This is a genomic window from Enterobacter sp. BIDMC 26, from assembly GCF_000534435.1.
Classification (GTDB): domain Bacteria; phylum Pseudomonadota; class Gammaproteobacteria; order Enterobacterales; family Enterobacteriaceae; genus Enterobacter; species Enterobacter ludwigii.
The window spans coordinates 2372241-2387044 of record NZ_KI973182.1 but is presented as its reverse complement, the minus strand read 5'-3'; the positions used below and the strand labels follow the sequence as shown (position 1 = coordinate 2387044).

General features: G+C 54.1%; 12 protein-coding genes. 10 read left to right on the top strand and 2 right to left on the bottom strand.

Annotated features, from left to right (window positions below; all coding sequences use genetic code 11):
* Positions 1 to 357: 357 nt before the first annotated feature.
* From L462_RS12170 to mgtE, 6 genes are all read left to right on the top strand, one after another.
* The gene (locus tag L462_RS12170) at positions 358 to 1473 is read left to right on the top strand and encodes a porin OmpC (protein ID WP_014170959.1); all 1116 of its coding nucleotides are present in this window, start codon (positions 358 to 360) and stop codon (positions 1471 to 1473) included.
* A 113-nt stretch (positions 1474 to 1586) separates the two neighbouring features.
* A complete protein-coding gene (apbE, locus tag L462_RS12175; protein WP_032678595.1) occupies positions 1587 to 2642 on the top strand; it encodes an FAD:protein FMN transferase ApbE in 1056 nt (351 codons plus the stop codon).
* A gap of 72 nt (positions 2643 to 2714) precedes the next feature.
* Positions 2715 to 3773, top strand: a complete 1059-nt coding sequence (gene ada / locus L462_RS12180) for a bifunctional DNA-binding transcriptional regulator/O6-methylguanine-DNA methyltransferase Ada (protein ID WP_032678594.1) — start codon at positions 2715 to 2717, stop codon at positions 3771 to 3773.
* Positions 3773 to 4423, top strand: coding sequence for a DNA oxidative demethylase AlkB (gene alkB / locus L462_RS12185; protein ID WP_020883168.1), 651 nt, complete (start codon positions 3773 to 3775; stop codon positions 4421 to 4423). The genes ada and alkB overlap by 1 nt, the downstream gene beginning before the upstream one ends.
* A 75-nt stretch (positions 4424 to 4498) precedes the next feature.
* Entirely contained in the window at positions 4499 to 6142 is a 1644-nt protein-coding gene (locus L462_RS12190) for a multidrug ABC transporter permease/ATP-binding protein (RefSeq protein WP_014170954.1), read from the top strand.
* A 147-nt stretch (positions 6143 to 6289) separates the two neighbouring features.
* Positions 6290 to 7726: a magnesium transporter gene (gene mgtE, locus L462_RS12195; protein ID WP_032678593.1), complete on the top strand. Its 1437-nt coding sequence runs from the start codon at positions 6290 to 6292 to the stop codon at positions 7724 to 7726.
* Here the strand turns inward: mgtE and L462_RS12200 are convergent.
* A complete protein-coding gene (locus L462_RS12200; RefSeq protein WP_032669916.1) occupies positions 7689 to 8978 on the bottom strand; it encodes a SulP family inorganic anion transporter in 1290 nt (429 codons plus the stop codon). The two genes, mgtE and L462_RS12200, sit on opposite strands and share 38 nt — an antisense overlap.
* A 187-nt stretch (positions 8979 to 9165) precedes the next feature.
* Here L462_RS12200 and mqo point away from each other — a divergent pair, with 187 nt between their 5' ends.
* Complete coding sequence (mqo, locus tag L462_RS12205; protein ID WP_032678592.1) at positions 9166 to 10818, top strand: malate dehydrogenase (quinone); 1653 nt, start codon at positions 9166 to 9168, stop codon at positions 10816 to 10818.
* Positions 10819 to 10911: 93 nt separating this feature from the next.
* Here the strand turns inward: mqo and eco are convergent, their stop codons facing one another.
* Positions 10912 to 11415 carry a serine protease inhibitor ecotin gene (gene eco, locus L462_RS12210; protein WP_032678591.1) on the bottom strand — a complete coding sequence of 168 codons (504 nt, stop codon included), beginning with the start codon at positions 11413 to 11415 and terminating at the stop codon, positions 10912 to 10914.
* 209 nt (positions 11416 to 11624) lie between these two features.
* Between eco and L462_RS12215 the strand changes: the two genes are divergently transcribed.
* The 3 genes from L462_RS12215 to L462_RS12225 all read left to right on the top strand — a co-directional run bounded on the left by L462_RS12215 (position 11625) and on the right by L462_RS12225 (position 14792).
* Positions 11625 to 11885: a DUF2534 family protein gene (locus L462_RS12215; RefSeq protein ID WP_010433451.1), complete on the top strand. Its 261-nt coding sequence runs from the start codon at positions 11625 to 11627 to the stop codon at positions 11883 to 11885.
* Positions 11886 to 12021: 136 nt separating this feature from the next.
* Entirely contained in the window at positions 12022 to 13209 is a 1188-nt protein-coding gene (locus L462_RS12220; protein WP_032678590.1) for an MFS transporter, read from the top strand.
* A gap of 623 nt (positions 13210 to 13832) precedes the next feature.
* Positions 13833 to 14792: a hypothetical protein gene (locus tag L462_RS12225; RefSeq protein ID WP_032678589.1), complete on the top strand. Its 960-nt coding sequence runs from the start codon at positions 13833 to 13835 to the stop codon at positions 14790 to 14792.
* Positions 14793 to 14804: the final 12 nt, after the last annotated feature.

The window sequence follows — 14804 nt, the reverse complement described above, 5'->3', positions numbered from 1 at the left end:
TGACGGTAATAAATAAAGTTAATGATGATAGCGAGAGTTATTTTAGAGATAACGGCCGATCTTGTTTTGTCATTCAGTGCTGTAAATATTTTTAATGTAGTTTACTGAATTTAAATGTTTTTTCTTCTCGCTTGATGATAAGTGCTAAATTCTTAAGCTCTCTGTGCTTTGTAAAAGTTCCTTGATATTTACATTTGGAAACATGTTTATCGTGAAATGAAACATTTTCAAAGTTTTCGTATCATATTCCCGTTGGATTATTCTGTAATTTTGCGGAGAATGAAATTGCCGACTGGTTAATGAGGGTTAATCAGTAAGCAGTGGCAATTATAAGGCATATAACAGAGGGTTAATAAAATGAAAGTTAAAGTACTGTCCCTCCTGGTACCAGCTCTGCTGGTGGCAGGCGCAGCAAATGCGGCTGAAATTTATAACAAAGATGGCAACAAATTAGATCTGTACGGCAAAGTTGATGGTCTGCACTATTTCTCTGACGACAAGAGCAATGATGGCGACCAGACTTACATGCGTCTTGGCTTCAAAGGCGAAACCCAGGTTAACGATCAGCTGACCGGTTACGGCCAGTGGGAATACCAGATTCAGGGCAACACCTCTGAAAGCGACAACCAGTCCTGGACGCGTGTGGCGTTTGCGGGTCTGAAATTCGCTGACGCGGGTTCTTTCGATTATGGTCGTAACTACGGTGTGATCTACGACGTAACGTCCTGGACTGACGTTCTGCCAGAATTTGGCGGCGACACCTACGGTGCAGACAACTTCCTGCAATCCCGTGCTAACGGCGTAGCAACCTACCGTAACCAGGACTTCTTCGGTCTGGTTGATGGCCTGAACTTTGCTCTGCAGTATCAGGGTAAAAACGGCAGCGTAAGCGGTGAAAACGATTCCGGTCGTAGCACCCTGAAACAGAACGGTGACGGTTACGGCGCGTCTGTGACCTACAACCTGGGCGAAGGCTTCAGCATCGGTGGTGCGATGTCTTCTTCTAAACGTACTGCTGACCAGAACGACACCACTAACCTGGCGCTGAAAGGCGAAGGCGATCGTGCTGAAGTTTACTCTGGTGGCCTGAAATACGACGCCAACAACATCTACCTGGCGGCGCAGTACTCTCAGACCTATAACGCAACCCGTTTTGGTAACTCTCAGAGCAGCAGCGACATTTACGGCTTTGCTAACAAAGCACAGAACTTCGAAGTGGTTGCTCAGTACCAGTTCGACTTCGGTCTGCGTCCATCCGTGGCTTACCTGCAGTCCAAAGGTAAAGACATCGAAGGTTACGGCGATCAGGATCTGCTGAAATATGTTGATGTTGGTGCGACTTACTACTTCAACAAAAACATGTCCACCTACGTTGATTACAAAATCAACCTGGTTGATGAAAATGAATTCACCCGTCAGGCGGGTATCGGTACTGATGATATCGTAGCGCTGGGTCTGGTTTACCAGTTCTAATCGCTTCATCGTGTGACAAAGGGGGCCTTATGGCCCCTTTTTCGTGCCTTTTCGGTTCTTACAATTCACCCTTTTGGTGTACTCTTGCCGCCCTGGCATGAGGATAATAATGAATGGACATGACTTTTTTACGCGCCAGCTTCCTGGCTATACTTTTTTTCCTGACAGCATGTGACTCTTCCACGCCTGTGGCCAAAACGGATGCTCCCGCGGCGACGGTGCTGGAAGGCAAAACGATGGGCACATTCTGGCGTGTCAGCGTGATGAATCTCGATAAGACACGCGCTGAAGAGCTTCGCAGCAAAATTCAGTCGCAGCTGGACGCCGACGATCAGCTTCTTTCGACCTACAAAAATGACTCTGCGCTGATGCGCTTTAACCTCTCCACCAGCACTTCCCTGTGGCCGGTGAGCGAAGCAATGGCCGATATCGTGACCGAATCAATGCGCGTGGGCTACAAGACCAACGGCGCGATGGACGTGACCGTGGGGCCGCTGGTTAACCTGTGGGGGTTTGGCCCGAACAAGCAGCCTGTCACCACGCCTGACCAGGCGGCGATAGATGACGCCCGGGCCCGGACAGGGTTGCAGCACCTGACGGTGATCAACCAGTACGGACAACAGTACCTGCAAAAAGATATTCCCGATCTGTTTGTTGATCTGTCGACGGTAGGGGAAGGGTATGCGGCAGATCATCTGGCCGCGCTGATGGCCCAGGAAGGTATTTCACGTTACCTGGTGTCCGTGGGCGGTGCGTTAGTCAGCCGCGGCATGAATGCCAGCGGTAATCCGTGGCGGGTGGCGATTCAAAAACCGACCGACCAGCAAAACGCCGTACAGGCGATTGTGGATATCAACGGCCACGGTATCAGCACCTCCGGGAGTTACCGTAACTATTATGAGCTCGACGGGAAGCGGATTTCGCATGTCATCGATCCGCAGACCGGTCGCCCAATCGCGCATAATCTGGTCTCGGTGACGGTCATTGCCCCCACCGCGCTGGAAGCCGATGCCTGGGATACCGGTTTAATGGTCCTCGGTCCGGAGAAAGCCAAAGAGGTGGTCCGCCAGGAAGGACTGGCTGTCTATATGATCACCAAAGAGGCTGATGGCTTCAAAACCTGGAGTTCGCCGCAGTTCGACAGCTTCCTGGTAAGTGATAAGAATTAAAAAGCAAGGTTGCGGGTTTTTAATCAGTGGCACTCGGGCACGCTGTATGTATGCTTGTAAGAGGAGCTGATGATGAAAAACCCGACCTTTACTACCGATGACGATCGCTGGCTGGCCGTGCTGGCTCGCGATCCGCGTGCTGACGATCAGTTTGTCTTTGCCGTGCAAACGACGGGGATCGTTTGTCGTCCGTCCTGCCGTGCCCGCCACGCGTTACGTAAAAATGTCCGCTTCTACCCCGATGTAGATCATGCCCTTCAGGCAGGGTTTCGCCCGTGTAAACGCTGTCAGCCGGACAAACGCGATCCGCAGGAACAGACGCTGGCAAAAGTTGAACATGCCTGCCGTCTGCTGGAGCGCGATCCCGCGTTAACGCTGGAAATGCTGGCGCAGCAGGTCGCCATGAGTCCTTTCCACTTCCACCGCTTGTTTAAGTCCGTTACCGGTATGACGCCTAAAGCCTGGCAACAGGCGGCGCGGGTACAACGCCTGCGTACCGCGCTTGCGCAGGGGAACAAAATTACCGATGCCGTGCTGGCCGCCGGGTTTCCTGACAGCAGCAGCTATTATCGTCAAGCCAACGCTGCGCTGGGCATGACGGCGAAGCAGTACCGCAAAGGGGATGTGGCGGTGCGTTATGCGATTGGTGAGTGTTCGTTAGGCCGTTGCCTGGTGGGTGAAAGCGAGCGCGGGATCTGCGCGATTCTGCTGGGTGACGACGATGCGACATTAACCGAGGAGCTTTTGACGCTGTTTCCCAAAGCAGAGCGAGAAACGCTGGAAGGAGAATTCGCCCGGCGTATTGAGCGGGTGATTAGCGCTATCGATGACCATACCGTGCCGCTGGCACTTCCGCTGGATATTCGGGGCACCGCTTTCCAGCAGCGTGTGTGGCAGGCGCTTCGTGACATTCCCCGCGGTGAAACGGCAAGTTATCGCCAGGTGGCGCAGACGATCGGTAGCCCAGGCGCTGTCCGTGCGGTGGCGGGAGCCTGTGCCGCAAATAAACTGGCCGTTATCATCCCCTGCCACCGTGTTGTTCGTCACGACGGTGCGCTTTCGGGCTACCGCTGGGGGACAGAACGAAAGGCGTTGTTACTGAAACGTGAGGCAAAGAACCCGGAGGGATAATGCTCGATCTTTTTGCAGATGCGGAACCCTGGCAGGAGCCCCTTGCGCCCGGCGCGGTGATCCTGCGCCGCTTTGCGCTTTCCCGCGCGGCGGCGCTGCTTGCCGGCATCGATGAGGTGGCGGCGGTCTCGCCGTTTCGACACATGGTGACGCCCGGGGGGTACACCATGTCGGTGGCGATGACGAACTGCGGAGAACTGGGCTGGGCGACAAACGCGCAGGGCTATGTATATGCCCCGGGCGATCCTGTAACCGGCCAGCCATGGCCGCCGATGCCTGACGTTTTTCGGGCGCTCTGCCATGACGCCGCCGTTGAAGCGGGCTATGCCGACTTTCGCCCGGATGCCTGTCTGATTAACCGCTACGCCGTGGGGGCAAAGCTCTCGCTGCATCAGGACAAGGATGAACCCGATCTGCGCGCGCCGATCGTCTCGGTATCCTTAGGCCTGCCCGCGGTCTTCCAGTTTGGCGGATTACGCCGTAACGATCCGCTGAAACGGCTCATGCTGGAGCACGGTGATGTGGTGGTTTGGGGCAGGGAATCGCGGCTTTTTTATCACGGCATTCAGCCCCTCAAACCGGGAGTACATCCTCAGACCGGCGAGTTCCGTCTTAACCTGACGTTCCGGCAGGCATCCCGTGGCCAATAAAAATAAGAATTATTCTTGATGTAACCGTCCGGCAGTTTAAACTGCTGGCTGATTTTTATTGCCCGGATTGCCTGCATGCAACTACTTCTCCTCGTCTGGCGTCAGTATCGCTGGCCCTTCATTGCCGTCATGGCGTTAAGCCTCGCCAGCGCCGCGTTAGGTATCGGCCTGATCGCGTTTATTAACGTGCGCTTGATTGAAATGGTCGATACCTCACTCGCCGTCCTGCCGGAGTTTCTTGGCCTGCTACTGCTGTTGATGGCGGTGACGCTCGGCTCGCAGCTGGCGCTGACGGCGCTGGGACACCATTTCGTTTTCCGTCTGCGCAGTGAATTTATCAAGCGTATTCTGGACACGCAGGTAGAACGCGTTGAGCAGCTTGGAAGTGCCTCCCTGCTGGCAGGGCTGACCAGCGACGTGCGCGCCATTACCATTGCCTTCGTTCGTCTGCCGGAGCTGGTGCAGGGCATTATTTTGACCTTTGGTTCGGCGGCGTATCTCGCCTGGCTCTCCACAAAAATGCTGGCGGTCACTGCGCTGTGGATTGTTATCACCATCTGGGGCGGTTTTCTGCTGGTGTCGCGCGTCTATAAACACATGGCGGTGCTGCGTGAAACCGAGGATAAGCTCTATAACGATTACCAGACCGTGCTGGAAGGGCGTAAAGAGCTGACCCTGAATCGCGAGCGTGCCGAGCATATCTTTAACCATCTCTATATTCCCGATGCCCGCGAATACCGGCATCACATCATTCGCGCCGATACCTTCCACCTGAGCGCGGTGAACTGGTCGAACATTATGATGTTGGGCGCCATTGGCCTGGTCTTCTGGATGGCGAACAGTCTGGGATGGGCGGATACCAACGTCGCGGCGACCTATTCACTGACGCTGCTGTTTTTACGTACACCGCTCCTCTCCGCCGTGGGCGCATTGCCAACGTTGCTGAGCGCTCAGGTGGCGTTTAACAAGCTCAATAAATTCGATCTCGCACCGTTTAAAGCCGAATTCCCACGCCCGCAGGCCTTCCCGAACTGGCAAACCCTGGAACTGCGTAACGTCATGTTCCGCTATCAGGACAACGCTTTTTCCGTCGGACCGGTAAACCTGACGATTCATCGCGGCGAACTGCTGTTCCTGATTGGCGGTAACGGTAGCGGGAAATCCACGCTGGCGATGCTGCTCACCGGTTTATATCAGCCGCAATCGGGCGAGATTTTGCTGGATGGCAAAGCGCTGAGCGCGGAGAAACCTGAGGATTATCGCAAGCTCTTCTCGGCAGTCTTCACCGATGTCTGGCTCTTTGATCACCTGCTGGGGCCGGAAGGGCAGCAGGCTAACCCTGCGCTGGTGGAGAAATGGCTTGGGCAACTGCAGATGTCCCATAAGCTTGAGCTTCAGGACGGTAAAATCCTGAACCTGAAACTCTCGAAGGGGCAGAAAAAGCGCGTGGCGCTGCTGCTGGCATTGGCTGAAGAGCGTGACATCATCCTGCTTGATGAATGGGCGGCAGACCAGGACCCGCATTTCCGCCGCGAGTTTTATCAGGTGTTACTGCCGCTGATGAAGGCGATGGGCAAAACTATTTTCGCCATCAGCCATGACGATCACTACTTCATTCATGCCGACCGTCTGCTGGAGATGCGCGACGGCAAGCTCAGCGAGTTGACCGGCGAGGAGCGCGATGCAGCGTCTCGTGATGCGGTAGCGCGCACGGCCTGATGTCTCGTCTGACCCTCTCCGACCGGGAGAGGGGATAAAATCGCGGCCGATGTGCCGCTTTTTTATGCATCCCGTCCCGTTGTTTATTCTTATTTACATATCCCCGCGCTATGCTTAATGCCATCTCATTTCATGGATTTATGATTGATGTCGGTATTAAAGAAAAACAGCGCCCGGCAGCGTGACCAGGAACGTGCGCGTCTCATCTGGCTTCTCACGACCGATAAAGCGGTCACGTCTGCGTTACTGGGAAAACTGACCCTGGCTGAGCAATATGATGTCGGCACTTTAGCCGACGATATTGCTGAGGTAGGTGCACTGGTTGCCCATTTGCCTCCGCCCGACCTGGCGGATACCCTCGAAGCACTTCCCTCGGAAGAGCGTCACGCCCTGTGGCGTCTGGTGCAGGATCACGAGCGCGGGCAGGTGCTGCTGGAGGCGTCGGAAAACGTCTGGGATGATCTTATCTATGAGATGAGCGACCGGGATATTCTTGATGCCCTGCAAACGCTGGATATCGACGAGCAGATTTACCTTGTTCAACACCTGCCGCGTAACCTGACCGGCCGACTGCTGGCCTCGCTGCCTGCCGATGAGCGGGCGCGCGTGCGCCAGGTGATGCACTACGATAAACACAGCGTTGGCGCAATTATGGAGTTTGGCGTCATCACGGTGCGCCCGGACGTCACGCTCGGCACGGTGCAGCGCTATTTACGCCGCCTGGGCAGTATGCCCGACAACACCGATAAACTGTTCGTGACCTCGCGGGATAAAACCTTGCTTGGTGAGCTGGAGCTGAAAACGATCCTGCTCAACAGCACTCAGCGGCGGGTGAGCGAGGTCATGGAAAACGAGCCGATGGTCTTCTCGCCGGAGGATGACGCGGAAAAAGCCGCGCGTACCTTCGAACGTGACGACCTCGTGAGTGCGGCGGTCGTGGACTCGGTCGGCAAGCTGATGGGACGTCTGACAATCGATGAGATCGTTGACGTGGTCTACGAAGAGACCGATAACGATCTGCGTGCGCTTGGTGGGATCAGCGCCGAAGATGACGTCCATGCCTCCGTGGGCAAGGCGGTCAAAACCCGCTGGGCCTGGCTTGCCATTAACCTCTGTACCGCGTTTATCGCCTCCCGCGTGATTGATGGCTTCGAACACACCATTTCGCAGCTGGTCGCGTTAGCCTCGCTGATGCCGATTGTGGCCGGGATAGGCGGCAACACCGGCAACCAGACCATCACCATGATTGTTCGCGCGCTGGCGCTGGAGAACATTCAGCCGGGTAACTTTGCCTTCCTGATCTTCAGAGAGATGGGCGTGGCGCTGATTAATGGCCTGGTGTGGGGCGGAATTATGGGCGGCATTACCTGGTGGCTGTACGACGATATGGCATTAGGCGGCGTGATGATGCTGGCGATGGTGCTGAACCTGCTGGTTGCGTCGATGATGGGCGTCATCATCCCGTTGACGATGACAAAACTCGGGCGCGACCCCGCAGTGGGGTCGAGCGTGATGATCACTGCCATCACCGATACGGGCGGCTTCTTTATTTTTCTTGGGCTGGCAACGCTTTTTCTTCTTTAACCCGACGCTTAATTCGGGCGGGAAGGAGTGCCATCACGATAATCCCGCCCAGCACGCCAATGGCCAGGTTACCGGTTGATACCGTGGCTGCAACGGTCACCAGCATCACGACCGTTTCCGCAAGGGGGGCATTTTTCACCGTCGCGGGCTGCAGGCTATGCCAGCTGAAGGTTTTGACGGCGACAATCGCCATAATCCCGGCCAGCACGGCCATCGGGATGCTGGCCATCACTTCACTCAGCGCCGTCACCAGCACCAGAAGCACCAGACCGGCCGCAACAGTGGAAATGCGGCTGCGGCCTTTGCCCATCTCCACGTTGACGATGGTTTGACCAATCATGGCGCAGCCTGCGATACCGCCATACCAGCCGGCCAGAATGTTACCGATGCCCAGACCAATGCTTTCGCGGCGCTTGCCGGACGGGGTCGCCGTCAGCTCATCCACCAGTTTTGCCGTCAGCAGCGACTCCAGCAGGCCCACAAACGCAATGCTTAATGCGCATGGCCAGATAATGCTCAGCGTATCGGTGTTCAGCGGGACAAGCAGCTGCGTCAGCCCGGGCAGGCCACCGCTCATGGTGCCTTCGTCACCCACGGTCGGCAGGATTTGCCCGGTGGTCACGGTAAACAGGGTTAACACCACAATGGCAATAAGCGGCGCGGGGATACTTTTGATATAGCGGGGCACCCAGAGGACGATCAGCAGCGTCAGCACGAACAGGCCCACAATCAGCGGGCTTCGGCTCCAGAAATGGGGAACCTGGGCGAAGAAAATCAAAATACCGAGCGCGTTAACAAACCCGGTCATCACCGACTGCGGAATAAAGCGCATCAGTCGCGCCATACCGAGCACGCCGAAGAGGATCTGGATCGCCCCGGCCAGCAGAACGGCCGGCAAAATGTACTGCACGCCATGCTGATGCACCATCGGGCCAATCACCAGCGCCACGGAACCCGCTGCCGCCGTGACCATTGCCGGGCGGCCGCCGAGCACGGACAGGGCAAGACACAGCACCACGGAAGCAATCAGGCTGACTTTAGGATCAACCCCTGCCACGACAGAAAACGAAATCACTTCAGGAATAAGCGCCAGGGCAGTAATCACGCCCGCCAGCGTTTCACGCATCAGCAGCCGGGGAGAGCGTAACACCGAGGCGACATGGCCTTCATGGGGTAAAGAAGAATCGGGTAATGACATAACACTTCGCAGGTTAGGGCAGGCTTCCGTGCGCGCGATCACAAAACGCAACATACTAGCCAGAAAAGCCGCCTTTTGCCAGCCGCATAGGTAATCCCTCACAAACAATCCATCATTAAATTTCACAATTACAATAATTTCTTAACCTTTAAACACCATTTAAAAGTTGTTACCGTTCCCGCGCAGCTTTTTTCACCTGCAATTTCCACGCATCACGCACTTTTACACTAAGGCATAAATTATGAAAAAAATGACTGCCATGCTCTTGTCTCTGGCCGTGGGGCTGAATACCGTCTCAATGGCGGCAAAAGCTGACACGCCAAAAGAGCAGGAAACGGACGTCCTTTTAATTGGTGGCGGTATTATGAGCGCCACGCTGGGAACCTATCTGCAAGAACTGCAGCCAGACTGGTCTATGACCATGGTCGAGCGCCTCGATGGCGTGGCGCAGGAGAGCTCGAACGGCTGGAACAACGCCGGTACGGGCCATTCGGCACTCATGGAACTGAACTACACACCGCAGAAAAAGGACGGTTCCATTAGTATCGAGAAGGCGGTTGAGATCAACGAAGCATTCCAGATTTCTCGCCAGTTCTGGTCTCACCAGGTGAACAGCGGCGTAATGCACGATCCGCACTCCTTCATCAACACCGTGCCGCACATGAGCTTTGTGTGGGGCGAGCAGAACGTTAACTTCCTGCGTGCGCGCTATGCGGCTCTGCAGCAGAGCACGCTGTTCCGCGGCATGAAATACTCCGAAGATCACGCGCAGATTAAAGAGTGGGCTCCGCTGGTCATGGAAGGTCGTGACCCGAACCAGAAAGTTGCCGCGACCCGTACTGAAATTGGTACTGACGTGAACTACGGCGAAATTACCCGCCAGCTGGTAGGTTCCCTGCAGAAAAAAGAGAACTTTAATCTGCAGCTCAGCACCGAAGTGCGTGGCTTCAAGCGCAATGCGGATAACAGCTGGAGCGTGACCGTTGCCGATCTGAAACACAATGAAGAAGAGCACGTCATCAAGGCGAAGTTTGTCTTTATTGGTGCGGGCGGCGCGGCGCTGAAACTGCTGCAGGAAACCGGTATTCCGGAAGCGGACGATTACGCAGGCTTCCCGGTGGGCGGTCAGTTCCTGGTGTCTGAAAACCCGGAAGTGGTGAATCGTCACCTGGCAAAAGTCTACGGTCAGGCTTCCGTTGGTGCGCCACCCATGTCCGTTCCGCACATCGACACCCGCGTGCTTGACGGTAAACGTGTGGTGCTGTTCGGGCCATTCGCGACCTTCTCCACGAAGTTCCTGAAAAACGGTTCCCTGTGGGACCTGCTGAGTGCGACCACCACCTCTAACGTTAAGCCCATGATGGACGTCGGTCTGGATAACTTCGATCTGGTGAAATACCTGATTAGCCAGGTGATGCTCTCTGACGATGAACGCTTTGACGCGCTGAAAGAGTACTATCCGCAGGCGAAGAAAGAAGACTGGCGTTTATGGCAGGCGGGTCAGCGTGTACAGATCATCAAACGCGATCCGAAAGAGGGCGGTGTACTGCGTCTGGGTACCGAAGTGGTCAGTGACAAAGAAGGCACTGTTGCTGCGCTGCTGGGTGCGTCACCGGGGGCTTCTACCGCTGCGCCAATCATGCTGCATCTGATGGAAAAAGTGTTTAAAGACAAAGTTGCCAGCCCGGAATGGCAGGCAAAACTGAAAACCATTATTCCTTCTTACGGCACTAAGCTGAACGGTAACGTTGACGCGACGGAACAGGAACTGGAATACACCAGCCGCGTTCTGCAGCTGCAATATGTGAAGCCGCAAGCTGCTGCTGACGCAGCACTAAAGGCAGAGCTGAAGCCTCAGGCGGAAAACAAACCGGTCGCGGATATCGCACTCTGATGTGAAAAAGCCGGGTAGCGTTAGCGCTTACCCGGCTTATTAAACCGCACAGTATCATGGCCGGGTCAGGCGAAATCGCCACACGGCTTATCCTTAACGGACTTCTGCGGTGCCCGTCTCTTCTTCCGCCTTCCACACGCGATATTTCACTTCCACGTTTGCAGGCGTATAAACGACGATTGGCAGCTTGCTGTTATAGCGCAGCAGACTGTTGTCACCCAGATACGCGGTAACAAATTTCTTCTCTTTCTTGCCATCCGGGCAGGCCATCATGGTCGAAACCGGAGACGTCACTTTATCAAAGACGTAATAGTCGTAGCCCCAACCTTCCAGGGTTTTGCTTTCCAGCTGACCGCCCAGACGGTGCTGGTTGCAGTCCACTTCCAGCGTCTGGCCAATTAACAGTTCCACTTTGAAATTCGCTTCATCCTGCTGAGCGGGTAACTGAATGACCTGACGCTTCATCCCTTTTTCCGCTTGCGGATAAGGCGCTACTTTTTCCAGAGGCTGCGCTTTAGGGGGGTCGCTGGCGAAAGCGCTGGTGCTAACGCATGCGGCGGCAATCAGGGCAATGGCAAATTTAGGTGCTTTTTTCACAGTCATTCCTTTATGTCAAACTATCAGGCACAGGTTAACATAATGTTCGTGAATGGTTAGTGTAATTTACTTACATTTTCAATATTGGCAGCGTATAAAACTCTATTAATGCGCAATGAGTGGTTGTTTGTACTGTATTGGAGTCTGGCGGCAGATCGTGTTATTTTAAGCGCCACATAATGTTATTCATCTGTGAAGGGAAGAGAGAGATGGTACGTGCAAAACTGAAAACACCTGAAGGCCGCAAGTTCCTGTTGGCGTTACTGGTTGTGTTTATGATTGCTGCCGCGTGCGTTGGGCGGGCAACCATTGTTGGCGTTATTGAACAATACAACATTCCTCTCTCTGCCTGGACGACCAGCATGTATGTCCTGCAATCAGCGATGATCTTTGTTTATAGCCTGGTGTTCACCGTGCTGCTTGCCATTCCGCTGGGTATTTTCTTCCTGGGTGGGCGTGATAAACACTAAACGCCTTTCCAGCGATAAAAAAGCCAGCCTGAGCGCTGGCTTTTTTATTGGCTCGTTGTTCTTCCTCAGGTTTTTTAATCCGTCGTATCCTATTCTGTAAGCAGTCAGGCCACTGTTTTCAGAGCAGGAGTTACAGATGCTTTCCAGATTTACGGTACTCAGCCGGATCCCTCGTGGGGTCTGGGTAGTGGGTGGCGTCAGTATGTTGATGGACATCTCGTCAGAGAGTATCCACAGCCTGCTTCCACTGTTTATGGTGACTATGCTTGGAACGAGCGTGTTGGTTATCGGCCTGATTGAAGGGCTCGCGGAGGCTACCGCTCTCTTTATCAAAGTCTTTTCGGGGGCGATTAGCGACTATCTTGGCAAGCGTAAAGGGCTGGCGCTACTCGGGTATGGCCTCGGTGCGCTGAGCAAACCCTTTTTCGCCCTCGCATCCTCTTCGGGGATGGTTTTAGGCGCGCGCCTGATGGATCGTGCGGGGAAGGGGATCCGCGGTGCTCCACGGGATGCACTGGTCGCAGATATCACCCCGCCGGAACTGCGCGGGGCGGCATATGGCCTGCGTCAGTCTATGGATACCACCGGCGCATTTCTGGGGCCACTACTGGCCGTGGGGTTAATGCTGCTGCTACACAATGATTTTCGCGCGGTTTTCTGGATAGCCCTGATCCCCGGCTTTCTTTCGGTTGCGCTGCTGTATTTCGGCCTGAAGGAGCCGAAAACCCCTGTCGAACATAAACGCACTAATCCCATCAAAAGAGAGAATTTAACGCGGCTGGGAAAATCGTGCTGGTGGGTCATTGGCCTGGGGGCGGTATTCACACTGGCACGTTTTAGCGAGGCTTTTCTTGTCCTCCGTGCGCAACAGTCTGGCGTTCCCCTGGCCTTAATCCCGCTGGTGATGGTGGTGATGAACGTGATCTATTCTTTCTCGGCCTATCCGTTTGGCAAACTCTCTGATGGTATGAGCCATACCCGGCTTCTGCAGTGGGGACTAGTCGTATTGATTGCCGCTGATATCGTTCTGGCCCTGAGTACCCACTGGATCGGTATTATTGTCGGCGTTGCGCTCTGGGGCATGCATATGGGGATGACTCAGGGGCTGCTGGCCGCGATGGTGGCCAAAACAGCGCCTGCGGATTTGCGCGGTACGGCGTTTGGTCTTTTTAGTCTGGTCAGCGGGGTCGGGTTACTGATGGCCAGCGTGGGTGTCGGCGCTATCTGGGAACTGTGGGGCGCAGAATATACCTTTTATGCCGGCGCGGTGATTTGTTTGCTGACGCTGCTTTATCTGCGTAAAACGCCTGCCGAAGTGCGGTAAGAATACGGTTATTAAAATGCTTGTCTTTTTTTAGTCGTACGAATCAGGGCTGGACAGCATTCATGCTGATTCAACCAGCCCTGTCATCAATTGCAATAAATTCCTGCCTCTGTAATTAGACCCCACGCTATACCGCCACGTTGTTCAATTATCACATCTCTTATCGCGTGAAATCCGGGTATATATCCCTCTCTGCATTGCTGACCGTGTCTGGCTTGGGGCCGCACCAGCTACGCAGGGACAGAGTGCTTTATCCAGGGTGAGGGATGCTTTCGTTACGTCAATGCACGTGCACTGAAACATTATTTCACTTTTTTATGCAGGATAATGAACCGGAAAAATTCACCATCTGAGTGTTATCCACTAAAAAAATGATTTGTTGCGATAACAATAGAGATGTTTTGAAGCGAATTAACAGGGAAATATAGTGGCTGAGTTGATTGTTATTTCTACGATTTGAATTAGGGATATTGATAAATATCAAAAGTGTAATCGTTTACAGTCGTTATTATGCGCGGTTTGAAGTGCTTGTTTCGTTTGTTGAAAAAAGTCCCCGACATGTGCCGGGGTAGTTAATTGTTGTTTCTGTTTTCCCTTAACGTAAATTAAAGGTAATTATTGTAATGAACCGCCATTCTATCATTTCTTTATCTGTAATAATTGCGCTTTCATGCGGAAGTGTGAACGCCTTCGCTTCTAATTTCATGACCATGGATGAAAAAGCCACTGCTATTCAGTCGATTCGCAATGAAGCCAATCAGGCCATGGAGGATAAGCAGGCTGCATTAAAGGCTTACAATGCCGACCGTTCACCTGAAAATATGGCCCGTTTAGGGGACATCGAAAACAGCTTACGCACTGCAGGCGATCGTATTAATGCAGTACAGGCAACTGAAATGGCTCCCGATGCGCCGCGACCTGTAACACAAAGAACGCCGCAACCCCTGCAGCAGAAAACGCCACACATTACGGGCACGACTTACCGGAACGCTGTAATTTCAATGCAGCAAGTCACAACAGGGCCAGCCTTACCTGCAGGAACTGCCGTTAACACCCCTGACGCCACCAAAATGTCTGCAGTGGCTGCGCCACAAATCACAGGCACAACTTACCGCGCCGCAGTGGTATCTATGCAGCAAGCGACAACAGGTCCAGCCTTACCCGCTGGCACGGCGGTTACTGCGCCCTCGCTTACTCATACTCCAGCCACCACGAAAGCACCTGATAACGTTACAAGTGTTGCCATAACAAAAGACACGGGCTCGATTAACGTTGCTGTGTCCAGTATGAAGCCGGGGACGCCTGTGAATATCACTGTTAACGGTGTCACTACTACCACCACCGCAGGGGAGATCGCCAAAGTCGATCCGAATGTGCAAATCGCAGTTCCGCATGTAGACGCGTTGATCGTCTCTCAGCGTCAGGGAAGCGATCATAGCCGTAATAACTCACGACATGAGCATGGAACGGGGAACGGCAGCAACAATGCAGCCAACAGCAACAGCGCCCACGGCTTAGGCGGTGGCAATCATATTGGTGGTGGTAGCGCGCAGTCTGGCTCCAGAAACGTGGGTCACTGGTGATAGTCAATCTCT

Bases quoted from the DNA above. Each gene is read 5' to 3' on its own strand.
- mqo (WP_032678592.1), top strand. From the start codon at position 9,166: ATGAAAAAAATGACTGCCATGCTCTTGTCTCTGGCCGTGGGGCTGAAT.
- ada (WP_032678594.1), top strand. From the start codon at position 2,715: ATGAAAAACCCGACCTTTACTACCGATGACGATCGCTGGCTGGCCGTG.
- L462_RS12200 (WP_032669916.1), bottom strand. From the start codon at position 8,978: ATGTTGCGTTTTGTGATCGCGCGCACGGAAGCCTGCCCTAACCTGCGA.
- apbE (WP_032678595.1), top strand. From the start codon at position 1,587: ATGGACATGACTTTTTTACGCGCCAGCTTCCTGGCTATACTTTTTTTC.
- alkB (WP_020883168.1), top strand. From the start codon at position 3,773: ATGCTCGATCTTTTTGCAGATGCGGAACCCTGGCAGGAGCCCCTTGCG.
- L462_RS12215 (WP_010433451.1), top strand. From the start codon at position 11,625: ATGGTACGTGCAAAACTGAAAACACCTGAAGGCCGCAAGTTCCTGTTG.
- mgtE (WP_032678593.1), top strand. From the start codon at position 6,290: ATGTCGGTATTAAAGAAAAACAGCGCCCGGCAGCGTGACCAGGAACGT.
- L462_RS12220 (WP_032678590.1), top strand. From the start codon at position 12,022: ATGCTTTCCAGATTTACGGTACTCAGCCGGATCCCTCGTGGGGTCTGG.
- L462_RS12190 (WP_014170954.1), top strand. From the start codon at position 4,499: ATGCAACTACTTCTCCTCGTCTGGCGTCAGTATCGCTGGCCCTTCATT.
- L462_RS12170 (WP_014170959.1), top strand. From the start codon at position 358: ATGAAAGTTAAAGTACTGTCCCTCCTGGTACCAGCTCTGCTGGTGGCA.
- L462_RS12225 (WP_032678589.1), top strand. From the start codon at position 13,833: ATGAACCGCCATTCTATCATTTCTTTATCTGTAATAATTGCGCTTTCA.